The sequence below is a fragment of the Amycolatopsis tucumanensis genome, assembly GCF_021654135.1.
Lineage (GTDB): Bacteria > Actinomycetota > Actinomycetes > Mycobacteriales > Pseudonocardiaceae > Amycolatopsis_E > Amycolatopsis_E tucumanensis.
Genome location: NZ_JAKGSD010000039.1, coordinates 24021 through 45298, shown reverse-complemented (window position 1 = coordinate 45298; position 21278 = coordinate 24021). Strand labels below are relative to the sequence as shown.

Sequence of the window (21278 nt, the reverse complement as noted above, 5' to 3'; positions counted from 1 at the left end):
CATCCCAGCACACCGGCCGGGCCGGCCGCCCGGGGACGCCGGTCGCGCCGCGAACTCTATGAACACAACGGTGACCGCGGTCATACCCGTGGCCGATAGTTCCACGCGAACTGCGCCGGACTGGGCGCGTCACGTCCCCACAGGAGGCAACGTTGCCTACGGCACCACCGGCCGGCGCGAAGCCGCGCCGCGACCGGATGCACTACCTCTACCTCGCGGTCATCGCCGCGGTCGTCCTCGGTGTCGCGGTCGGGATCCTGTTCCCCGGCTTCGGCAAGAGCCTCGCCTGGCTCGGCACCGGGTTCGTGAACCTGATCAAGATGATGATCTCCCCCATCATCTTCTGCACGATCGTGCTCGGCATCGGGTCGGTCGCCAAGGCCGCGAAGGTCGGCAAGGTCGGCCTGATGGCCATCGGCTACTTCCTGGTGATGTCCACGTTCGCGCTGGCCATCGGCCTGATCGTGGGCAACCTGCTGCACCCGGGCAGCGGCCTGCACCTGGACCCGTCGTCGATCGCGAAGGCGCAGGAACAGGCCAGCAAGGGCAGCGAGGGCACCACCGACTTCGTGCTCGGCATCATCCCGACCTCGCTGGTGTCGTCGTTCACCGAGGGTTCGGTGCTGCAGACGCTGCTGGTCGCGCTGCTCGCCGGCTTCGCGCTGCAGAAGATGGGTGACGCGGGCAAGCCGATCCTGCGCGGCATCGAGCACATCCAGAAGCTCGTGTTCCGCATCCTGTCGATGATCATGTGGGCGGCGCCGGTGGGCGCGTTCGGCGCGATCGCCGCGGTGGTGGGCGCGACCGGGTGGAACGCGCTGAAGAGCCTCGCGGTGGTGATGGTCGGGTTCTACGTCACGTGCGCGTTGTTCGTGGTGATCGTGCTCGGCGCGATCCTGTGGCTGGGCGCGCGGATCAACATCTTCAGCCTGCTGCGGTACCTCACCCGCGAGTTCATCCTGATCGTGTCGACGTCGTCGTCGGAGTCGGCGCTGCCGCGGCTGATCGCGAAGATGGAGCACCTGGGCGTGTCCAAGCCGGTCGTCGGCATCACGGTGCCGACCGGGTACTCGTTCAACCTGGACGGCACCGCGATCTACCTGACGATGGCGACGCTGTTCATCGCCACCGCGCAGGGCAGCCCGCTGTCCGTCGGCGAGCAGATCTCCCTGCTGGTGTTCATGATCATCGCGTCGAAGGGCGCGGCCGGCGTGAGCGGCGCGGGCCTGGCGACCCTGGCGGGCGGGCTGCAGTCGCACCGGCCGGACCTGGTCGGCGGTGTCGGGTTCATCCTCGGCATCGACCGGTTCATGTCCGAGGCGCGCGCGGTGACCAACTTCGCGGGCAACGCCGTCGCGACGGTCGTCATCGGGTCTTGGACCAAGGAGTTCGACCGGTCGCGGGCCCAGCGGGTGCTGTCCGGGCAGGACCCGTTCAACGAGACCACGCTGGTGGACGACCACCCCGCGGCCGAGCCGGCGCGGGAGCCCGTGAAGGCCGGCGTCTGATGCGCGCCCGGCGGCTGGTGATCGCGGTGGTCGCCGCGATCACCGGCACCCTCCTGGCCGCGCCGGCCGCCACCGCGTCGGGGATCGTCGGATTTCCCGTGCCTTCCGCCGGCTGCGGCCACCCCGCACCCGTGCCGGCGGGACAGAGCGTGACCCGCACCGTCACCTCGGGCGGGCTCACGCGCAGCTATCTGCTGCACGTTCCGGCGGACTACCGGCCCGACCGGCCGGATCCGCTGGTCCTGTCCTTCCACGGGCACGGCCGCACCGCCGAGTACCAGGAGGAGCTGTCCGGCTTCTCCGGCCGGTCGGTGATCGCGGTCTACCCGCAGGGTCTGACCGGGACCGACGGGAAGAGCGCGTGGACGGGCGCGCCGTACTCGGCCGCCGCGGACGACGTGCTGTTCACCAGCGACCTGCTGAACCAGCTGCAGCGAGAGCTGTGCGTCGACCCGCGGCGCGTGTTCGCGGCGGGCAAGTCCAACGGCGGCGGGTTCACCGGGGTGCTGGCCTGCCGGCTGAGCGGGCGGATCGCGGCGTTCGCGCCGGTGTCCGGGGCGTTCTACCCGCAGGGCGGCGAGTGCCACCCGTCGCGGCCGGCGCCGGTGCTGGACTTCCACGGCACCGCGGACACGACAATTCCTTACGCCGGCGATCCGGCGCGCGGGCTGCCGTCCATTCCGGACTGGCTGGCGGGCTGGGCGTCGCGCGACGGGTGCGCCCCGGAACCCGTGGTGCGTGACCTCGGCGACGGGGTGCGGGTCGAGCGGTGGCGGTACTGTGATGCGGACGTCGTGCACTACCGGGTCGAGGGCCTGGGCCACGACTGGCCGAGCACCGCGCCCAACCCGGATTCGGACGTCCCGTCGGTGATCGACGCGACGCCGGTGATCCTGCGGTTCTTCAGCGCGCACCCGCTGCGCTGAGGTGGTGCTGGAGTCCGCGCCGGCCACGCCGCATCATCAGGGCGTGGTTGGCGCGGAACACCGGCCGGGCCAGCGGGGAGAGGGTGCGCAGCAGCGGTTTCGTGGCGAGGACCCGCTGGGTGATCTCCAGCCGGGTGCCGCCCGGCCTGCCGAGGACGACCGCCGCGAGCGAGCCTTCGAGGTCGCCGGTCAGGTGGACGCGCAGGCGGCCGCGATCGGGATCCTGCTCGGCGCGGCGCATGCGGACGACGAGCGCGTACGGCAGCGCGGCGCGGCAGACGAGCTGAGCGGTGTCCTCGTCGACCCGCGTGACCTCCCGCACGTCCGGCCACCAGAGCGGATACCCGGCGACATCGGTGACCACCTCGAAGACGGCGCGCACGGGCGCGGAGAGCAGCCAGGTGTCCCGGAAGTGGTAGGCGTTGACCCGCATGCCATCGAGTATCCGCCAAGATCAATAGCCGGACCCGCCGTCGGCGGGGGTGGCGGTCACCTTCGCCCCGGACGGGGCGACCACGAACCAGGTGCCGTCGACGCCCTGGCCGTTGACCTGGCCGGGTGCGGTGTCGTTGGCGTAGCGGTACAGCGGCCGGCCCCCGAGCGTGAGCTGCCGCACGCCGTCCGGGCGGACGAGAACCCCGGCGAGCGCGCGGTCGATCCCGTCGGTGGTCGGCGCGGCGGCACCGGCGGCTGCCGGCGGCCACAGGGTCGCGCAGGCGCCGGCGCAGTTGCTCGCCGGTGGTGACCCGCTGTCCAGCTCGAAGCGGTAGAGCGTGCGGCCCTGGTCGTCGGCGACGACCTCCCCGAGCCCGCTGATGACGGCGACGCGCAGATCGGCGGGCGGGCGCTCCGGCGCAGCCGGGCCGCACGCGGACGCGAACACCGCCACGATCACGGCGACGAGCAGGCGGGTCATCGGGCACCTCCCGCGGTGCGAGCCCGGTGCACGGCGACCGGGTCATCCCATTGACACGAGAGGGCGTGCTCCGCGGTTCACCGGCCCGGCACGCTTGGCCGCGTGCCGGGAGCGCCGGCAGGCGGATGCGCGAGGCGCGACACCGTGCCGGACCGCGCCGCCGGGCTTTTCGGCAGCTCCGAACCGGCCCGCACCGCCTGGCGTACGGCGGTGTCCGGCGAGCCAGGAGCGGATCGCCGCCCACGACGGTCACCAGCCGGGCGCGGCGCCGGTGCGCCCGGCACCGCACTGTCCGGACGCGGCCGGGAACGCGCCGCGCGGCTGGCCGGCCGCGCGGCGCGCCCGAATCAGTTCAGCAGTTCCTGCAGGAACTTGCCCGTGTAGCTGCCTTCGACCGTGGCGACGTGCTCCGGTGTGCCCTCGGCGACGACGGTGCCTCCGCCGGAGCCGCCTTCCGGGCCCAGGTCGATGACCCAGTCGGAAGTCTTGATCACGTCGAGGTTGTGCTCGATCACGATCACGCTGTTGCCCTTGTCCACCAGGCCGTTGATGACGCCGAGCAGCTTGCGGATGTCCTCGAAGTGCAGGCCGGTGGTCGGCTCGTCGAGGATGTACACCGTCTTGCCGGTCGAGCGCTTCTGCAGCTCGGACGCGAGCTTCACGCGCTGCGCCTCGCCGCCGGACAGCGTCGGCGCGGGCTGGCCCAGCCGCACGTAGCCGAGGCCGACGTCGACCAGCGTCTGCAGGTGCCGGTGGATCGCCTTGATCGGCTCGAAGAACTCGGCGGCCTCCTCGATCGGCATGTCGAGGACGTCGGAGACCGTCTTGCCCTTGTAGTGCACCTCGAGCGTCTCGCGGTTGTACCGGGCGCCCTTGCAGACCTCGCACGGCACGTACACGTCGGGCAGGAAGTTCATCTCGATCTTGATCGTGCCGTCGCCCGCGCACGCCTCGCAGCGGCCGCCCTTGACGTTGAACGAGAACCGGCCCGGCTGGTAGCCGCGCACCTTCGCCTCGGTGGTGGCCGCGAACAGCTTGCGCACGTGGTCCCACACACCCGTGTAGGTCGCCGGGTTGGACCGCGGCGTGCGGCCGATCGGCGACTGGTCGACGCGCACCAGCTTGTCCACGTGGTCCAGGCCGCGCACGCGGGTGTGCCGTCCCGGCACCTGGCGGGCGCCGTTGAGCTTGTTCGCCAGCACCGTGGCGAGGATGTCGTTGACCAGCGTCGACTTGCCCGACCCGGACACGCCGGTGACCGACACCAGGCAGCCCAGCGGGAACGACACGTCCACGCCGCGCAGGTTGTGCTCCCGCGCGCCGACCACGGTCAGCTGCCGCTTCTTGTTCGCCGGCCGCCGGATCGCCGGCACCGGGATGACCTCCTGACCGGACAGGTACTGGCCGGTCAGCGACTTCTTGTTCTTGAGCAGCTTCGCGAACGGTCCGCTGTGGACGATGTGCCCGCCGTGCTCGCCCGCGCCGGGGCCGATGTCGACCACCCAGTCGCTGGCGCGGATGGTGTCCTCGTCGTGCTCGACGACGATCAGCGTGTTGCCCAGGTCGCGCAGCCTGGTCAGCGTGTCGATCAGGCGGCGGTTGTCGCGCTGGTGCAGGCCGATCGACGGCTCGTCCAGCACGTACAGCACGCCCACCAGCCCGGACCCGATCTGGGTGGCCAGCCGGATGCGCTGGGCCTCGCCACCGGACAGCGTGGCCGACGCGCGGTCCAGCGACAGGTAGTTCAGGCCGACGTCGAGCAGGAAGCGCAGCCGCGCCTGGATCTCCTTCAGCACCGCGCCGGCGATCATCGCCTCGCGCTGCCCCAGCTTGAGGCCGTCGAGGAACTCCGAGGCCTCCTCGATGGACAGGGCGCACACCTCGGCGATCGACCGCTCGCCGCGCTCGGCGTGCTCCAGGGTGACCGCGAGGATCTCCGGCTTGAGCCTGCTGCCCTGGCACGCCGGGCACGGCACCTCGCGCATGTAGCCCTCGTACCGCTCGCGCATGTACTCGGACTCGGTCTGGTCCAGCCGCCGCTCCAGGAACGGGATGACGCCCTCGAAGCTCGCGTAGTAGCTGCGCTGGCGGCCGTAGCGGTTGCGGTAGCGGACGTGGACCTGCTCGTCGACGCCGTGCAGGACCGCCTTCTGCGCCTTCGCGGGCAGCTTGCGCCACGGCGTGTCCATGCGGAAGCCGATGGTCTCCGACAGCGACTCCAGCAGCCGCTGGAAGTACTCGGCGCTCTGCCCGCCCGACCAGGGCGCGATCGCGCCGTCGGCCAGCGACAGCTCGTCGTCGGGCACCACCAGCTCCGGGTCGACCTCCTTGCGGATGCCGATGCCGGTGCACTCCGGGCACGCGCCGTAGGGCGAGTTGAACGAGAACGAGCGCGGCTCGAGGTCCTCGATGGCCAGCGGGTGGCCGTTCGGGCAGGCGAGGTTCTCGGAGAACCCGCGGATGCGGTGCGGGTCGCCCTCCGGCAGGTCGACGAACTCCAGCTCGACCAGCCCGTCCGCCAGGCGCAGCGCGGTCTCGACCGAGTCGGTCAGCCGCTGCTTCGCCGAGGACTTGACCGTCAGCCGGTCGACCACGACGCCGATGTGGTGCTTCTCCTGCTTCTTCAGCTTCGGCGGGTCGGTGAGCTGGTACACCTGCCCGTCGATGCGCGCCCGCGAGTAGCCCTGCTGCTGGAGGTTGCTGAACAGGTCGAGGTACTCGCCCTTGCGGCCGCGCACGACCGGCGCGAGCACCTGGAACCGGGTGCCCTGCTCCATGGCCAGCACCTGGTCGACGATCTGCTGCGGGGTCTGCTTGCTGATCGGCTCACCGCACTGCGGGCAGTGCGGCTTGCCCGCGCGCGCGTAGAGGAGCCGGAGGTAGTCGTAGACCTCGGTGATGGTGCCCACGGTGGAGCGCGGGTTGCGCGAGGTGGACTTCTGGTCGATCGACACCGCGGGCGACAGGCCCTCGATGAAGTCGACGTCCGGCTTGTCCATCTGCCCCAGGAACTGCCGGGCGTACGCCGACAGCGACTCCACGTACCGCCGCTGCCCCTCGGCGAAGATCGTGTCGAAGGCCAGGCTCGACTTGCCCGACCCGGACAGGCCGGTGAACACGATCAGGCTGTCCCGGGGCAGGTCGAGGTCGACGCCGCGGAGGTTGTGCTCGCGCGCACCGCGAACAACGAGGCGATCAGCCACGGATGAGGTCCCTTCCCTGGAATGTGACGGCCGGATCAGCCAGCCGCATCCATGCTAGGACGACCCACCGACAGAAACCGGAGCCGGACCGGTCGGCTCCTCGCGGACGAGGTCGTCCGGAGCCCTCCGGGGCGGCGGCGCGGTGGCGCCGCGCGGCGTGGTCAGCCAGCGGTGGGCCGGCCGTTCGACGAACTTCGTGAGCAGCCATCCGGCGCCGATCGCCGCCCCCAGCACGAGCGGCAGCCGCGCCCAGCCCGGCAGTCCCGCGAGTTGCAGCGCCTTGGCCAGGATGTAGCCCAGCTCCTGGTGCAACAGGTACACGCCGTAGGAAATTCCGGCGAACCAGCCGATGACCGGCGCCAGCGGGCGCAGGAACGTCCAGTCCGGGCCCTTCGCCGCGGCGCACACCAGGACGAGCACCAGCGCGAATCCGATGATGGAGGGCAGCCGCGACGGGTCCGTGGGCAACGCCACGTGGAACGGGTAGAGGTGCAGGTCCTGCGCGGCCACGACGGCGGCGAGCAGCAGCGCCAGGTGCGGCGTGGACAACCGGTCGCGCGACCAGAGCCACACCGCGACGCCGGCGGCGAACGCGTGCAGCCGGTGCAGCCCGAACCCGAAGACGACGGCGAACGCCCACGGTGAGGTGTTCGTGACGCCGAACACCCAGAACCGCAGGACGAGCGGGACGACGACCATCGCCCAGGCGAGCAGCTTCGCGTGCCGCGCCGCGTGCGGCGACCGGAACCAGGGGGTGCGCGACCACAGCAGCGCGGCGCCGGCGAAGACCATCAGCTGGACGGGCAGCGTCCAGTAGGAGCCGTCGAGCCAGATGAACCCCTGGTGCCAGCCCTGGATCATGGTCAGGTTGACGAGGAGGTCCCAGCCGACGGGCACGTACCAGGAGCTCGCCCAGGCCACGCCGTCGGTGGTGGGGCCGAACAGCTTGTCCCACCAGTGGCTGCCGAACTCCTGGCCGTTGAACGAGGCGTCCGCCCAGCGCATCACGAAGTAGGTCAGCAGCACCGCGACCAGGTACGGCGGGACGAGCCGGGCGGCCTTCTTCCACATCCACCGCCCGCTGTCGCCGCGCCGGACGGTCTGGCACACGAAGAACGCGGAGACGACCATCAGGATCGCGGCGCCGAACTGGGCGGTGACCTTGACCGGGTAGTCGTTCAGCTCGGTGTGGGCCAGCGGGCCCTGGTGGGTGATGTGACCCAGCATCACGGCCAGGACCGCCAGGACGCGGACGGCGTCCCAGCTGATGCGGCGGGTGCTGGCGCGGGGGTTCTCGGGGAGGAAGCTCGGCACGTCTCGGGGCGTCTCGCAAGATCGGGTTCGGGGACGCTCGGAGCCTACGTTACCGATCCGAGACCAACCTGAACGGGTGGAACGCGATGTGGCGCGGCGACTACGGTTGGCGGCGTGAACGTCGTAGAGGACTACACCGGCCACGTGGAGCCGGGCGGGGACGCGGCCCGGCGCGTGCTGGACCGGCTGGCCATCACCAAGCTGTCGGTCGGCCCCATGGACAACAACGCCTACCTGCTGGTTTGCCGCAGGCAGAACGAGGCGCTGCTGATCGACGCCGCGGCGGACCCGGAGCGGATCTCGGACCTCATCGGTCACGGGCCCGACCGTCCCGCGCTGCGCACGATCGTGACCACCCACCAGCACGCCGACCACTGGCAGGCGCTGGGCGCGGTGGCGGGCGCGTACGGAGCGAACACGGCGGCTCACCCGTTGGACGCTTCGGTGCTGCCGGTCCCCCCGGACTTCCTGGTCGAGGACGGCGACACCCTCACGGTGGGTGACTGCACGCTCGAGGTGATTCACCTGAGGGGGCACACTCCGGGCTCGATCGCGTTGTTGTACCGCGACACGGACGGCAGCACGCACCTCTTCACGGGCGATTCGCTGTTCCCCGGCGGCGTCGGGAAGACGAACTCGCCGGAGGACTTCCAGTCCCTGCTGGGCGACGTGGAGACGCGGGTGTTCGGCCGGCTGCCGGACGAGACGTGGTTCTACCCGGGCCACGGGGACGACTCGACGCTCGGCGCGGAGCGGCCGAAGCTGGCGGAGTGGCGCGAGCGCGGTTGGTGATCGCCCGACCGCTCTTCATCGGGTAGATGAGGGGCGCGTCCCCGTCGGCGCGCCCCTCGTCCCCGCGGTGGGCCGCGCCCAGCCGGCAAGCGGCCGATTTCGCCGGCCCGGAACGTCCGCGCTCAACCCGGACATTCTCCTGCGCCATCCGAGTGAAGCCTCGAGATCCGAGCGCTGACCAGCGCGCAGCGTAATAGCGTGCATGCGGTAAGTGGCGACTTCGGGAGATCGCGTGAACCTGAGCAAGCACGCCGAACGCCGCGTGTATCAGGAATCGGTCCGGTTGCTGGAGTCGAGCTTCCCCCGGCTCGATTCCCTGCCACGCAGGGTCCTCGGCGCGCTACTGGCCCGCACGGTGGGAAACGCGCACCTCTTCGTCCGCGAAGACCTGCACGAACGTGCCGGGAACAGGCCCGACGCGTTCCTCGTCAACGCCAACGGCATCTTTGCCCTGATCATCACTGAAGAGCGCGTGCGCGAGCAGACCGCGCGGACGGTGTTCCGCTACGCCGAAGAACGCTGCGCGGGCATTACAGACCAACGTGGACGAGTCGTGCCGGTCAGCGCGATTCATCGCGTCATCGTCGGCCCTGGGACGGGCGCGGGGCGAACGGCCCGGGCGGCCGGGCCGCACTGGTCGCTGCCGGAGACCGACCTCGCGCGGTTGTTCCGCCGCGAAGACGCCCACCTCACCCGGCGTCAGGTGGACGTCGTCGCACGGCAGGCGGGGGATCTCCTCTCCGGTTACGCACGCCTGGCGGTGGAGCCGCCCGAGGCGCGGCCCGAGACCGCCGGTCTGCTCGATGCGGCGAGCCTCGCGGAGAACGAGGTCGAAGCGGCGCAAGCACGCCCCTTCGACAGCTGGCTGACGTTCCTGCACCCGCACCAGCACGCGATCGTGGCTCGCGACTACAACGGGCCGGCCAGAATCAGCGGTCCGGCCGGAACCGGGAAGACGGTGGTGGTGCTGCACAGGTTGCGCCGCCTCGCGCGGAACAGCACCGGGCCGCTCCTGTTCACCACGTTCGTCCGGAACCTTCCCACCGTGCACGCGGCGTCCTTCCGGCGGCTCGCGCCCGAAGTCGCCGAACGCGTCGAGTTCCTGCATCTGCACGCCTGGCTTCGACGCTTCCTCCAGTCCCGTGGACGTGCGGTCCGGGTCAGCACCCGCGGCATCAACACGGCCTTCGCCCGTGCCTGGACCGTGCACCGCGCGAGCCTGCGGGAGCTCGAACCGTCGATCGACTACTGGCGGGCGGAGGTCGATCGCGTCATCAAAGGCCGAGGGCTGACCACGTTCGAGGAATACCTCCACGCTCCCCGGCGAGGCCGGAAACTGCGGCTGGACGCGCGCCACAAGGAGCTCGTCTGGGAGCTCTACGAGACCTACCAGGCCAAGCTCGCCGAGCGCGACCTGCACGACTACAACGACATGATCCAGCTCGGGGACGTCGAACTCCGCCGGGAGCCCCTGGCCCAGGGCTACGCCGCGATCGCCGTCGACGAGGTGCAGGACATCACCCTGACCGGGCTCCGGCTGTTGCGACGTCTGGCCGGTGATGGACCGAACCGCTTGTTGCTCGTCGGCGACGGGCAACAGCAGGTCTACCCGGGCGGCTGGCGGCTCTCCGACGCCGGCATCCCGGTTCAAGGACGAGGTGAGGTCCTCCGGGTCAACTACCGCAACCGCAGGGGCGTGCTCGACTTCGCGCGGGGTCTGGACGCGACCAACGAGGTCGACGATCTCGACGGCGGGCCGGGAGTCGTTCTCGGCCAGGTCGAGGCGATCAACGGCGGAGGTGAGTGCCGGTCCTGGTCCGGCCCCGCCGCCGAGCTTCCCGCCGCGCTACTGGATCAGATCGCGACCATGCCGGCGCCGCTCGGGCAGACCGCCCTGATCGTGTTCCACCACCGGGACCTTGTTCGGTGCCGGAAACTCCTGCACGAGGCCGGAATCGCGACCCTGCCCCTCGAGGACTACACCGGCGCGCCCGACGACCGGCTGAAGATCGGCACCGTGCACCGCGCGAAAGGACTCGAGTTCCGCGCAGTCCTGGTGGTGCAGTTCGACGGCGGGGACAGGCCGAGCAGCGCTGCGCGAGAGGAATCCACCGAGTTGCGGAACAGGCAGCGTCTTGTGGCCGCCACGCGGGCACGGGATTTCGTGTGGTGGGGTAGCGTCTGCGAACCCACCGCCGGAACCGCCGGCTGAAACGTCAAGCCCAGCCGGCGGTCTCGCTCAGTAGAAGAACACGTCCTCCGTCAGGCCGGCGTGCAGTGTCCGGTACGAGCCGGTGTAGAAGAGCAGCGGTGCGCCGTCCCGGTAGGCCAGGTGCTCGACCTCCCCGAGGAACAGCGTGTGGTCCCCGGCGGGGTGGCGGTCCACGATCCGGCAGCCGATGAACGCCAGGCCGCCGGGGACGAAGTCGTACCCGCCCTCCGACGTGAACTCCACCGACAGGGACGGGCGCCCGCCGAAGTGGCGGGACACCTCCTCCTGCTCCGCGGACAGCACGGTCACCGCGTACCGGTCGCCCGCCTCGAGGTGCCGCGCCATGGTGCAGGCGCCGAGCGACACCAGGATCAGCGGCGGGTCCAGCGACACCGACAGGAACCCGTTCGCGGTCATGCCGTGCACGTGCCCCTCGGCGGTCCGCGTCGTGATCACCGTGACCCCGGTGGCGAACCGGCCCATCGCCGTGCGGAACCGGCGCGGGTCGGTCGCCACGCCCACGGTCACGAGCCTTCGACGGGCGCGTAGTGCAGGATCTGCGCCCCGCCCGTCGCGTAGTTCGGCACGTCCCCGGCCACAGCCTGGCCCTGCTCCGACGACATCGCCGCGGCCATCGCCTCCGCCGAGTCGAATTCGCCCTCCCAGATCGCGAAGTACGGGCTCTCCCCGCCCATCGCGGCCACGTCGAAGCTGTACCGCATGGCCCGCAGGCCGGGCAGCTGCGCCGCGAGCGGCAGGTGCGTGCTGACGTAGTACTGCTTGAAGTGCTCCGGGTCCGCCGGCGGCGGGTACAACACGGTCAGCCGGTACATGCGGAAAAACTCCCTTCCTCAGGCCTTCGCGTGGCGGGCCAGGAACTCGTTCGTGCGCTCGGCGGTGGCGAGGATGCGCCACTGCCGGTCCGGGTAGTCGAAGTTGTTGGTGAACTCGTCGGCGATCGCCTTGTCCGCGTGCATCGCGCCGAACAGGCGCAGCAGGTGCTCCGGCGGCGGGCCGATCATCAGGTTGGTCCAGTTCGCCGCGCCCAGCACGACGTCGGCGCGGCGCGCGGCCACGTCCTGGCAGAACAGCTCGTCGAACCCGTAGTCCTCCAGGATCGCGTGCCCGGTCACCCACGCGGAGTGCGACGCCGAGTTCGCGCCCTGCCCGACGACCGGGTCGACCACGGTGTGCACGTCGCCGATCGCCAGCGCGAACTTGCCGTTCGGCAGCTTCGCGTAGTCCTGCCGCACGGTCGGCGTCAGCGCGCCCTGCAGGATGTCCAGCGGGCCGGTCAGCGCGAAGCTCGCCGGGTCGACGCGTTCGAACGTCTGCGGGTGGTGCTTGGCGAGCTTGTCCAGCACGAGCCGCTCGTACGCCTTCGGGTCGGCGTCGTAGGACTGGCGGCCGAGGATCTCCAGGTCGCCGCCCGGCACGTTCTCGAACAGCAGCGCGGTGGTGAACCCGTCCTTGCCGTACATCGGGATCTCCAGCAGCTCGCCGTGCCCGGGCGAGGCGCTGATGGTGACGCCCTTCGGCTCCGAGTAGGTGATGCCCTGGTAAAGGCCGACGGACAGGATCCGCTGCGGCCCGTCATACGGGCTCAGCTCCGGGCGGCGCGGGAACAACGCGGCGAACGCGCCCCGACCGGCGGCGACGACGAGCAGGTCGTGCCGGTCGGCGATCGGCTCGATGTCCTCGGCCTGCAGCGTCCGGACCTCCAGCCGCCCGCCGCGCTCCTCGAACGCCTCGGTGAGCTTGGGCAGGTAGAGGCGGTAGTCGACGGCGCTGGACCACTCGGCGAAGTCGCCGCGCCAGGACATCGGCTCGGGACCGCCGACGTAGTGGTGGTGGCAGGAGTAGCCGTACTCCTCCACCGGCCAGAAGTCGATGCCCAGCTCGCGCTCGCGCTTCAGCGTCGGCGCGTGGTGGGCGACGCTGTTGAGCAGCCGCCCGCCGGCCAGCTGGGCCGCGGTCTTGTCGGTGTAGATCGTCACCGGGACGTCGTGCTTGCGCAGCAGCAGTCCCAGCTGCAGGCCGGCGATCCCGGCGCCGATGATGCCGATGTTCGGCATGGTCGCTCCTCTCCTCACAGGTGGGTCCAGACGCTCTTGATCTCGGTGTACAGCTCGATGGCGTGCCTGCCCATCTCGCGGCCCCACCCGCTGGACTTGAACCCGCCCCACGGCGCCGCCGCGTCGACGGGGTTGGGCATGTTGATGAAGACGGTGCCGGCGCGGATGGCGTCGGCGAGCCGGTGCGCGGCGCTGACGTCGCGGGTCCACACGGACGCGGCGAGGCCGTATTCGGTGTCGTTGGCGCGGTGCACCACTTCGTCGGTGTCGTCGAACGGCAGCACCGCGAGCACCGGGCCGAAGATCTCGTCGCGGGCGACGGCCATGTCGTCGGTGACTCCGGTGAGGACGGTCGGGCGGTAGAAGTAGCCGTCGCTGCCGGTGGTTTCGCCGCCGGTGGCGATGCGGGCGCCCTCGGCGGCGGCCTTGCGCACGGCCGTGTCCACAGCGGACAGGTGGTCGGCCGAGACGAGCGGGCCCAGCTGGGTCGTGGGGTCCAGGCCGGGGCCGATGACCATCTTCTCGGCGGCCCGCGCGAGCCGGTCGCCGAACTCGTCCACCAGGGAGCTGTGCACGTAGAACCGGGTGTAGGCGGCGCACACCTGGCCGGAGTTGAGCAGCGCGCCCTGCAGGCAGCCCTGGACCGCGGCGGGCAGGTCGGCGTCGGGCAGGACGACGGCGGGCGCCTTGCCGCCCAGTTCCAGCGACACCCGCTTGAGGTTGCCCGCGCTGCCGCGGACGATCTCGCGGCCGACGTCGGTGGAGCCGGTGAACGACACCTTGTCCACGTCCGGGTGGTCCACCAGTGCGCGGCCGGCCTCCGGGCCGCCGGTGAGGACGTTGAGCACGCCGGCCGGGACACCGGCGTCGACCATCAGCCGCGCCAGGCGCAACGTGGTGAGCGGGGTCTGCTCGGCGGGCTTGACGACGACGGTGTTGCCGCAGGCGAGCGCCGGGGCGAGCTTCCAGGACGCGATCATCAGCGGGAAGTTCCACGGCGTGATGAGCGCGCACACGCCGACCGGCTCGCGGCGGGTGTACTGGAGGACGTCCGGGACGGACACCGGCGAGGTTTCGCCCTCGATCTTGGTGACCCAGCCCGCGTAGTAGCGGAAGTGCTCGGCGGCCGCGGCGACCGGGACGTTCCGCGCGATGCCGATCGGCTGCCCCTGGTCGCGGGTCTCCAGCGCGGCCAGTTCGTCGGCGTGCTCGTCGATCAGGTCGCCGACGCGCCACAGGATGCGCGCGCGGGCGGCGGGGCTGAGGCGGCGCCACGGTTCGAACGCGGCGCGGGCGGCGGCGACGGCACTGTCTACATCGGCCTGTCGCGCGTCGGCGACCGTGCCGATGGGCCGCGCGGTGGCCGGGTCGACGGTCTCGAATACGCCTCCGCCCGCTGCGGCCGTCCACTCGCCGCCGATGAGCAGTTGCCCGGTCAGGTTCATGGGACCATCCTGCGCGGCGCGGCCCTGCCGGTCTTTCCCTCAGGCGAACGCTTCTTGACGATTCGCGAACGGCCGGGCGTCAGGACAGCGCCTGGGCGCGGAACTCCCGAGGGCTGAGCCCGTAAGCGGCCTTGAAGGCGCGGCTGAAGTGTGCCGCGTCCGGCAGGCCCCACGCGGCACCCACCGCGCTCACCGGGCGGGTCAGCTCCGGCCGGGACAGGTCGCGGCGGCACTGCTCCAGCCGCCGGGTGCGGATCCAGCTCGCGACACCGGTGCCCTGCTCGGCGAACAGCTTCTGCAGGTACCGGGTGGAGATGTGCAGCGCGGCGGCGACCGAATCCGGGCACAGGTCCGGATCGGACAGGTGCGTGTCGATGTAGGACTGGGCCTGCAGGACGAGCGAATCCGGCGCCGCGCCCGCTTGTTCGGTCAGCAGCGCGGCCAGCAGGTCCAGCACGGCGTCGGCCAGCGGGATCGGCGACGCGGCGCCGCCCAGCTGGCGCACCAGCCGGCGGAACAGCGGCGACAGCAGCGAACCCGGCTCGTCGTCGCCGCGGATCGGCTGCCCCAGTACCTGCCGCGCTCCCCCGGCGCCGAGGCGCAGCCGCTCGCGCGGGAACATGAACACCGCCATCGAGGTCGGCTCGCCGAAGGCCAGCGTGTAGGGCCGGTCGGTGTCGTACAACGCGAAGTCGCCTGGCCCGAGCAGCGCTTCCCGGCCGTCCTGCACGAGCAGGCAGCTGCCCCGCACCTGCAGGCCCAGCTTGTAGTAGCCGCGTTCGCTCGCGCCGATCATCGCCTTCGTGCGGCGGACGCGGTGCGGCCCGGCGTCCACTCTGGACACCAAGGTCGAGCCGAGGCGGTCGATGCGCACCTCGCCGCGGAACGACGGCTCCGGCGCGGCCGCCTCCAGCGGCACGAACGCGTCGGAGATGACGTGCCGCCAGTAGTCGACGCTCTCGCCGCCGGGCGCCGCCCGCGTGCTCAGGATCTTCGTCGCTGTGTGGACCACGTTGTCCTCCGCTCTCCCGGTCAGCTTCCGTCGAGGAACGCCCGCACCCGGCGCCGGGTGGCCAGCGCGCGCCACTGCCGGTCCGGGTGGTCGAAGTTGTCGGTGAACTCGTCCGCGCGGCGCGGGTCGTCCGCCAGGCCCCGCCACAGCTCGCCGAGCCACGGCGGCGGGTCCAGCACCAGGTTCGTCCACGCCGACGCGCCCAGCAGAACCTCCTCGCGCGCCCGCGCGACCCGGCGGCAGAACACCTCGTCGTAGACGGTTTCGGCGGCGATCTCCGCGGCGACCGCGGCCGCGCTGTAGGCGGCGATGTTCGCGCCCTGCCCCATCACCGGGTCGACGACGACGTGGGCGTCGCCGAGCGCGAGGGCGAACCTGTCGTCGCCCAGCGGCAGGAAGTCCTCCCGCACCGCGGGCGTGACCGCGCCCTGCAGCAGGTCGCGCGGGTCGGTGAGGGCGAAGTCGCCGAGCAGGCGCTCGGCCGTCGCCGGGTGGTGCTCGTGCAGCTTCTCCACCACGGTCTTGCGGAACAGCGCCGGGTCCTCCGCCGGGGACAGCTCGTTCAGCACCGCGAGGTCGCCGCCCGGCACGTTCTCGAACAGCAGCGCGGTGACCCGGCCGTGCCGGGACACCAGCGGGATCTCCAGCAGCTCGCCCTGGCCTGGCGCGACGCCGATGGTGACCGCGGCCGGTTCGGCAGGCGCGATGCCGGTGTACAGACCGGCGCACACCAGCCGGCGTGGCGCGTCGTGCGGGCTGTGCTCGGGGCGGCGCGGGAACAGGCCGCTCAGCGCGCCCCGCCCGGACGCGACGACGAGCAGCTCGTGCCGCCGGGCCAGCGCGCCCAGGTCGCGCGGGCCGGCCTCGCGCACTTCGACGTGCCCGCCGCGCGCGGCCAGGTCCTCGGCCAGCCGCGGCAGGTAGAGGCGGTGGTCGACGGCGCACGACGGGTGGGTGAACCGGCCGGTGAAGCGGAGGCCGCCGATCCAGTGGTGGTGCGCCCGGTATCCGAACTCCGCCGCGGGCCAGTGGTGCACGCCGAGCGCCCGCTCGCGTTCCAGCAGCGGGTGGTGGTGGGCGACCGTGTTGAGCAGCGGGCCGGCGGCCAGCTCGTCGAAGGGCCGGTCGGCGTACAGCGTGACCGGGACGTCGGCGGCACGCAGGGCCAGGCCGAGGTGCAGCCCGGCGATGCCCGCCCCGACGATGCCGACCGTGGTCACGACGCTGTCCTTACTCTATTATCGAGCAGAGAGTTCTATTTCTGAGAGAACAGTACGAGGGCGGCATGGCAGAAGGCAAGGTCGTCGGCGGCGCGGGGCTGCAAACACTCGAACGGGGGCTGGCCGTGCTCGAGGCCGTCGCCGAGCACGCCCCGTGCACGACGGCGACGATCGCCGAGGTCACCGGCCTGCACCGGTCGATCGCCTACCGCGTCCTGTGCACGCTGGAGGCGCACGGCTACCTGCAGCGCGACGCGGCGGGCCGCTACGAGGTGGGCCTGGCCGTGCTCACCGTCGCCTCGGCCGTGCGCTCGGACCTGCAGTCGCTGGCGCACTCCGCGCTCACGCCGGTCGCCGAGGCCACCGGGACCGTCGCGTTCCTCGCCGTCCCCCACGGCGAGGAGGCGCTCACGCTGGTCACCGTCGAACCGCCGGCCGCGGCAGGCCCGGTGTCCTACCGGCCGGGTGTGCGCCACCCGATCACGCGCGGCGCGCCCGGTCTCGCGCTGCTCGCCGCGCTCCCGCCGCGCCCGAACGAACGGCCCGAGGTCACCCTGGCCCGCGAGCTGGGCCACGTGCGCACCACCGGCGAGGTGCTGCCCGGCATCGGCGCGCTCGCGGTGCCCGTCTCGCTGCGGGCCGGCCGCGTGGCGAGCGCGTGCGTGCTGTTCGTGCCCGGCCGTCTCGACGAGGAGGCCGCGCTGACCGGCCTGCACGCCGCGGCAGCCCAGCTCGCCGGCCGCTGACCTGGGCGCCTCGCAGAAGTGGTGCCGCGGGGGTAGCATCGGGCCTGCGGTTGAGCAGGTAGCCGTCTTGACGTATCCGACAGGCGCTCGCCGCGCAGTGTGGAGGCCGTGCTCATGGCTTCTCCGGAAACCCGCTCCGCCCCCGTCACGCAGGGGGCCATTCCGGTTCCCCGATCGACCCAGGCCCCGGACGCCGGCGCGTTCACGGTCGACGTGTCCCAGCCCGCGCCGCACACCCTGCTCGTCGAGGTCGGCGGCGACGTCGACCTGGCCACCGCGCCCGAACTGTCGGCGGTCATCGGGCACCGCTTGCGCGGGCCGGTGACGCTGCTCGTGCTGGACCTGTCCGAGGTCACCTTCCTCGGCACGGCCGGGCTGACGGTGCTCGTCGAGACCCAGCAGGCCGCCGCGCGCCGCGGCGCCGCCCTGCGGATCACCGGCACCGGCGCCCGCCCGGTCGAACGCGCGCTGCGCGCGGCGGGGATGCTGCACAGCCTGCCCGCCGCCGACGAGCCCGCCGAGGACATCGTGCTGCGGCACGTCGCGGAGCAGAACGTCGGGCGGGCGCCCTGGTGACGCCGCGGGCGTGACGCCCTAGAGGACCAGGTCCGCGGGCCCGCCGACCTCCTTCGCGGTCGTCGCCGATTCCTGCTGCCCCAGCGGATCCGCGTCGCGGAGCGGGCCGAACGACAGCCCGGTCAGGTCCTCGATGCGCCGGACCGGCACCTGGAACGTGCGGTAGGCGCCGTAGGAGAACTCGGCCGAGGCCTCCAGGCCCTGCAACAGCTGTTCCTGGCTGAGCAGGTAGCCGGTGGCCGACAGGCTGCCGTCCTGCCGGACCATCGCCACCACCTTGAAGAACTGCCGCGGCAGCTGCACGCCCCGGTACTGGTCGTCGTCGGCGGCGAACACCGGGCCGGTGACGACGCTGACCCGCAGGTCCCGGTTGTCGGCGTTCTCCAGGACGTAGTCCTCCAGCCCCGCCCACGTCGTGCGGTTCTGGTTGAAGTCCTCGTGCTGCGGCGTGCAGTTGGTGAAGTGGAAGGTGTCGTCGTTGGCCGACTTCGCCGCTTCCCGCGACGGCCCCCACGCCGGGTCGAGCCGGCGCACCAGGTGCCCGCGGTCGAGCGGGTTGTCCGCGTAGACCGGCTCACCGGTCTGCTCCTCCTCCGGCACCCGCGGATCCAGCGACCACTTGTCCTTCTCGCGGCGCAACCGGACGCTCGTGGCGCCGTCGATGTTGACCGCGGTGAAGAACGCGAGCCGGCGCTGCTTGTTCAGCACCACGCTGAAGTGGTGGTAGGGCAGCACGTGCTTCGGCTCGCTCGTGGCCTGCCGGTTCACCGCGGCCAGCGGCGCCAGGTCCGGGGACAGCTCGGGCAGCGGAACCCGGTGCCCGGCAAGGAAATCCGGGTCGTAACCGGACCGGTTGCCGTAGTCCGGGTCGATGCGGATGGCCTCGGTGACGGGCGCGGCCACCACCGGCGACGGCTCGCCGAACACGCCGGCCAGCAGGGCCTGCTGCTCGGGCGGGAACGTGCGGGCGCGCAGGGCGGCCAGCAGGCGGCTGACGCGCACCCCCTCGTTGACGACGCCGCCCAGTTCGCCCTGCCGCGGCGCGGCGACGCTGGCGTGGTGCAGCGCCACGATCTCCCACTGGTCGTTGAAGACCGGCGAGCCCGACGAGCCCGGTTCGGTGTCCGTCTCGTAGTGCAGGAAACGCTCCAGCACGTCGACGATCCGGTTCTCCCGCAACGCGATCTGCTTCCGCTCGCCGTTCGGGTGCTGCACGATCGTCACGTAGTCGCCGACGATCGCCTTGCCCTCGGCCTCGACGAGCCGGTTGAACCCGAACGCGGCGAGTTCCGCGGCGGTGGCCCGGACCGCGACGAGCGCGAAGTCCAGGCCCTGATCGGCCGCGAAGAACCGCTTCGGGTCCAGCGCGAACAGCCGCACCGGCAACGGCAGGCCGTCGGCGCCGTCCTGGTAGTCGAACTCGACGACGCTGCACGCGGCGGTCGCGGCGTCGGCGAGCACGTGGTGGTTGGTGAGCAGCAGCTCCGGCGACACCAGCGATCCGGTGCCGTAGCCGCGCAGGCGGCCGCGGTCGTCGCGGATGGAGATGCGGCCCACCGCCTTCGCCGCGCGCACCCCGCCTTCGAGGTAGCCGACACCGAGCAGGTCGTCGGTGCGGATGATCCGCTCCAGCACGGTGCCCGCGTCGCGCAGCGCGCCCTCCTCCCCCTCCGCGATCGCGACCGGGTCGACCGGGCGGACGTCCGGGCGGGACCGGCTCAGCCGGTCGATGCGGGTGGCGACCCGGCCGGGGTCGTCGGCCCTGGCGAGCCCGAACGGCTCGGCCAGGATGGCGATCTTGCGCAGGCGTTCGTCCTCGCGCTCGTGCACGCGCTTCTCGACCGCGTCGCGGTCCGGGTAGGCGGTCATGTCAGCGGTCCGTCGGGATCGCGACTTCGCCGTCTTCGCCGATGAGCCGGTCGAGGACTTCGTCGGGCATCCACACCCGGTGCGGGTAGTTGCCGCCCCAGGAGTTGAGGATCGGCACCGCGTTCAGCTCGTCGGCGCGCGAGTTGGCCAGCACCTGGTGCACCTCCGCGGCGGAGGTCGCCCAGCGGAACGCGAGGATTCCGTCGGCCACGTCCGGCTCGTAGCCGGCGCGCTCGCCCGAGTCGTCCCTGGCGAAGTCCTCCTGCCAGTCCACGTGACCGGCGGCGACGAGCACCTCGGCGGCGGCGCGGACGGAGGTGCCCTCGTCGTCGCCGGGGTTGGTCTGCGGCCACTCGTCGCGTTCCTTGGCGCGGTCCCACAGCCAGCGCGCGGCATACAGGCCCTTGTTCAGCAGGGTCATGCAGCGCGACCAGCCGAAACCGACGCACGCGCCCTCGCTGCCCTGGTCGTAGAAGCGGTACCAGTCGTCGGTGTCGGGGCTGCCGCCCGGTTCCAGGCAGACGCAGTGCCCGCCCCGGATGGCGCCGAGGTCGCGGCGGTGGCCGATGAAGATCTCGCCGGACCGCTCGTCGCGTTCCGGCTCGTCGAACGCCTCGTACCAGTTGACGCCGATCACCACGGGCACGGCGCTGGGGCGGTCCACCTCCGGCAGCGCGGTGATCGGGTAGTTCTCCAGGTGGCGCCAGTCGTCCGGGATGTAGCGGCCGAGCCGCCCGTCCAGGGGATCGCTGCCGATGGGCCGGTAACGCATGATCCACTCCCGCGGGTGAGTCCGGAGGGCCTCCTCCTGGAGTCGCGCCCGGGGCGCGGAAGTTACTTGATCGGGTGTGGCCGTGGGGTGAACGATTCGTTGCCGCTGCTACGCTTCCGCGCGTGCAGGAGGACGGGCCGGTCGTGGACATCTACACCGACGGCGCGTGCAGCGGGAACCCCGGGCCGGGCGGCTGGGGCGCGGTGCTGCGCTACGGGCGGCACGAGAAGGAGCTCTACGGCGGCGAACCCGGCACGACGACGAACAACCGCATGGAGCTGATGGCGCCGATCCGCGCGCTCGAGGCGCTGACGCGGCCCTCGGTGGTGCGGGTGTACACGGACTCGAGCTACGTCCGCAACGGCGTCACGCAGTGGATGCCGCGCTGGAAGACGAACGGCTGGCAGACGGCGAGCCGCGAGCCGGTGAAGAACGCGGACCTGTGGCAACGCCTGGACGCGGCGATCGGCGCGCACGAGGTGCAGTGGCACTGGGTCAAGGGGCACGCCGGGCACCCCGAGAACGAACGCGCGGACAAGCTCGCCGTGCGCGGCGCGAAGGAAGCCGCCGGGCGCGGGTGATTTCCCCCGCGAAGTGATCCCCCGGCGGAGGGGTGACTCTCCCGGCGCGGGTGATCTCCCGGCGCGGGTGATCTCCCGGCGCGGGTGATCTCCCGGCGCGGGTGATCTCCC

19 protein-coding genes are annotated in these 21278 nt (G+C 71.9%); 7 read left to right on the top strand and 12 right to left on the bottom strand.

Features of this window, described 5'->3' with window-relative positions:
- Positions 1-197: 197 nt before the first annotated feature.
- Together L2C96_RS30530 and L2C96_RS30525 are read left to right on the top strand one after the other, a co-directional pair.
- Complete coding sequence (locus L2C96_RS30530) at positions 198-1508, top strand: cation:dicarboxylate symporter family transporter (protein WP_237338682.1); 1311 nt, start codon at positions 198-200, stop codon at positions 1506-1508.
- Entirely contained in the window at positions 1508-2434 is a 927-nt protein-coding gene (locus L2C96_RS30525; RefSeq protein WP_237338657.1) for a CE1 family esterase, read from the top strand. The genes L2C96_RS30530 and L2C96_RS30525 overlap by 1 nt, the downstream gene beginning before the upstream one ends.
- Here L2C96_RS30525 and L2C96_RS30520 read toward each other — a convergent pair.
- From L2C96_RS30520 to L2C96_RS30505, 4 genes are all read right to left on the bottom strand, one after another.
- Positions 2412-2867, bottom strand: a complete 456-nt coding sequence (locus L2C96_RS30520; RefSeq protein WP_237338656.1) for an SRPBCC family protein — start codon at positions 2865-2867, stop codon at positions 2412-2414. The genes L2C96_RS30525 and L2C96_RS30520 overlap by 23 nt on opposite strands.
- Before the next feature lie 21 nt (positions 2868-2888).
- Positions 2889-3350 carry a hypothetical protein gene (locus L2C96_RS30515; RefSeq protein ID WP_237338655.1) on the bottom strand — a complete coding sequence of 154 codons (462 nt, stop codon included), beginning with the start codon at positions 3348-3350 and terminating at the stop codon, positions 2889-2891.
- Between the two features lie 347 nt (positions 3351-3697).
- Complete coding sequence (gene uvrA, locus L2C96_RS30510) at positions 3698-6553, bottom strand: excinuclease ABC subunit UvrA (RefSeq protein WP_017981962.1); 2856 nt, start codon at positions 6551-6553, stop codon at positions 3698-3700.
- Positions 6554-6607: 54 nt separating this feature from the next.
- Positions 6608-7867 (bottom strand): acyltransferase family protein, encoded by a 1260-nt coding sequence (locus tag L2C96_RS30505; RefSeq protein ID WP_020420396.1) that lies wholly within the window; start codon positions 7865-7867, stop codon positions 6608-6610.
- Positions 7868-7981: 114 nt separating this feature from the next.
- Here L2C96_RS30505 and L2C96_RS30500 point away from each other — a divergent pair, with 114 nt between their 5' ends.
- Together L2C96_RS30500 and L2C96_RS30495 are read left to right on the top strand one after the other, a co-directional pair.
- Positions 7982-8659, top strand: coding sequence for an MBL fold metallo-hydrolase (locus L2C96_RS30500; RefSeq protein WP_237338654.1), 678 nt, complete (start codon positions 7982-7984; stop codon positions 8657-8659).
- Between the two features lie 232 nt (positions 8660-8891).
- Positions 8892-10871 carry a UvrD-helicase domain-containing protein gene (locus tag L2C96_RS30495; protein WP_237338653.1) on the top strand — a complete coding sequence of 660 codons (1980 nt, stop codon included), beginning with the start codon at positions 8892-8894 and terminating at the stop codon, positions 10869-10871.
- Positions 10872-10898: 27 nt separating this feature from the next.
- Here L2C96_RS30495 and L2C96_RS30490 read toward each other — a convergent pair whose 3' ends face one another.
- The 6 genes from L2C96_RS30490 to L2C96_RS30465 form a co-directional block, all read right to left on the bottom strand.
- A complete protein-coding gene (locus tag L2C96_RS30490) occupies positions 10899-11399 on the bottom strand; it encodes a flavin reductase family protein (RefSeq protein WP_308191195.1) in 501 nt (166 codons plus the stop codon).
- On the bottom strand, positions 11396-11704 hold the full coding sequence (locus L2C96_RS30485; protein WP_020420392.1) for an EthD family reductase: 309 nt from the start codon (positions 11702-11704) through the stop codon (positions 11396-11398). Before L2C96_RS30485 ends, L2C96_RS30490 begins: the two co-directional genes overlap by 4 nt.
- A gap of 18 nt (positions 11705-11722) precedes the next feature.
- Entirely contained in the window at positions 11723-12946 is a 1224-nt protein-coding gene (locus L2C96_RS30480) for a styrene monooxygenase/indole monooxygenase family protein (RefSeq protein ID WP_237338652.1), read from the bottom strand.
- A 14-nt stretch (positions 12947-12960) separates the two neighbouring features.
- Positions 12961-14391 (bottom strand): aldehyde dehydrogenase family protein, encoded by a 1431-nt coding sequence (locus tag L2C96_RS30475; RefSeq protein WP_237338651.1) that lies wholly within the window; start codon positions 14389-14391, stop codon positions 12961-12963.
- A 79-nt stretch (positions 14392-14470) separates the two neighbouring features.
- Positions 14471-15403 (bottom strand): AraC-like ligand-binding domain-containing protein, encoded by a 933-nt coding sequence (locus L2C96_RS30470; protein ID WP_020420389.1) that lies wholly within the window; start codon positions 15401-15403, stop codon positions 14471-14473.
- Positions 15404-15423: 20 nt separating this feature from the next.
- Positions 15424-16623, bottom strand: coding sequence for a styrene monooxygenase/indole monooxygenase family protein (locus L2C96_RS30465; protein WP_237338650.1), 1200 nt, complete (start codon positions 16621-16623; stop codon positions 15424-15426).
- 65 nt (positions 16624-16688) lie between these two features.
- Between L2C96_RS30465 and L2C96_RS30460 the strand changes: the two genes are divergently transcribed.
- Positions 16689-17369: an IclR family transcriptional regulator gene (locus tag L2C96_RS30460; protein ID WP_020420387.1), complete on the top strand. Its 681-nt coding sequence runs from the start codon at positions 16689-16691 to the stop codon at positions 17367-17369.
- Positions 17370-17483: 114 nt separating this feature from the next.
- Entirely contained in the window at positions 17484-17945 is a 462-nt protein-coding gene (locus L2C96_RS30455) for an STAS domain-containing protein (RefSeq protein ID WP_237338649.1), read from the top strand.
- Between the two features lie 18 nt (positions 17946-17963).
- Here the strand turns inward: L2C96_RS30455 and L2C96_RS30450 are convergent, their stop codons facing one another.
- Positions 17964-19814, bottom strand: coding sequence for a DNA/RNA non-specific endonuclease (locus L2C96_RS30450; protein ID WP_237338648.1), 1851 nt, complete (start codon positions 19812-19814; stop codon positions 17964-17966).
- Between the two features lies 1 nt (position 19815).
- Positions 19816-20586, bottom strand: coding sequence for a hypothetical protein (locus L2C96_RS30445; RefSeq protein ID WP_237338647.1), 771 nt, complete (start codon positions 20584-20586; stop codon positions 19816-19818).
- 122 nt (positions 20587-20708) lie between these two features.
- Here L2C96_RS30445 and rnhA point away from each other — a divergent pair, with 122 nt between their 5' ends.
- A complete protein-coding gene (gene rnhA, locus L2C96_RS30440) occupies positions 20709-21167 on the top strand; it encodes a ribonuclease HI (protein ID WP_026153069.1) in 459 nt (152 codons plus the stop codon).
- Positions 21168-21278: the final 111 nt, after the last annotated feature.

What these genes read in the sequence shown, in the direction of transcription:
- L2C96_RS30450 (WP_237338648.1), bottom strand. Translation starts at nt 19,814, where the DNA reads ATGACCGCCTACCCGGACCGCGACGCGGTCGAGAAGCGCGTGCACGAG.
- L2C96_RS30515 (WP_237338655.1), bottom strand. Translation starts at nt 3,350, where the DNA reads ATGACCCGCCTGCTCGTCGCCGTGATCGTGGCGGTGTTCGCGTCCGCG.
- L2C96_RS30525 (WP_237338657.1), top strand. Translation starts at nt 1,508, where the DNA reads ATGCGCGCCCGGCGGCTGGTGATCGCGGTGGTCGCCGCGATCACCGGC.
- L2C96_RS30530 (WP_237338682.1), top strand. Translation starts at nt 198, where the DNA reads ATGCACTACCTCTACCTCGCGGTCATCGCCGCGGTCGTCCTCGGTGTC.
- L2C96_RS30480 (WP_237338652.1), bottom strand. Translation starts at nt 12,946, where the DNA reads ATGCCGAACATCGGCATCATCGGCGCCGGGATCGCCGGCCTGCAGCTG.
- L2C96_RS30445 (WP_237338647.1), bottom strand. Translation starts at nt 20,586, where the DNA reads ATGCGTTACCGGCCCATCGGCAGCGATCCCCTGGACGGGCGGCTCGGC.
- L2C96_RS30485 (WP_020420392.1), bottom strand. Translation starts at nt 11,704, where the DNA reads ATGTACCGGCTGACCGTGTTGTACCCGCCGCCGGCGGACCCGGAGCAC.
- L2C96_RS30475 (WP_237338651.1), bottom strand. Translation starts at nt 14,391, where the DNA reads ATGAACCTGACCGGGCAACTGCTCATCGGCGGCGAGTGGACGGCCGCA.
- L2C96_RS30455 (WP_237338649.1), top strand. Translation starts at nt 17,484, where the DNA reads ATGGCTTCTCCGGAAACCCGCTCCGCCCCCGTCACGCAGGGGGCCATT.
- L2C96_RS30460 (WP_020420387.1), top strand. Translation starts at nt 16,689, where the DNA reads ATGGCAGAAGGCAAGGTCGTCGGCGGCGCGGGGCTGCAAACACTCGAA.
- L2C96_RS30520 (WP_237338656.1), bottom strand. Translation starts at nt 2,867, where the DNA reads ATGCGGGTCAACGCCTACCACTTCCGGGACACCTGGCTGCTCTCCGCG.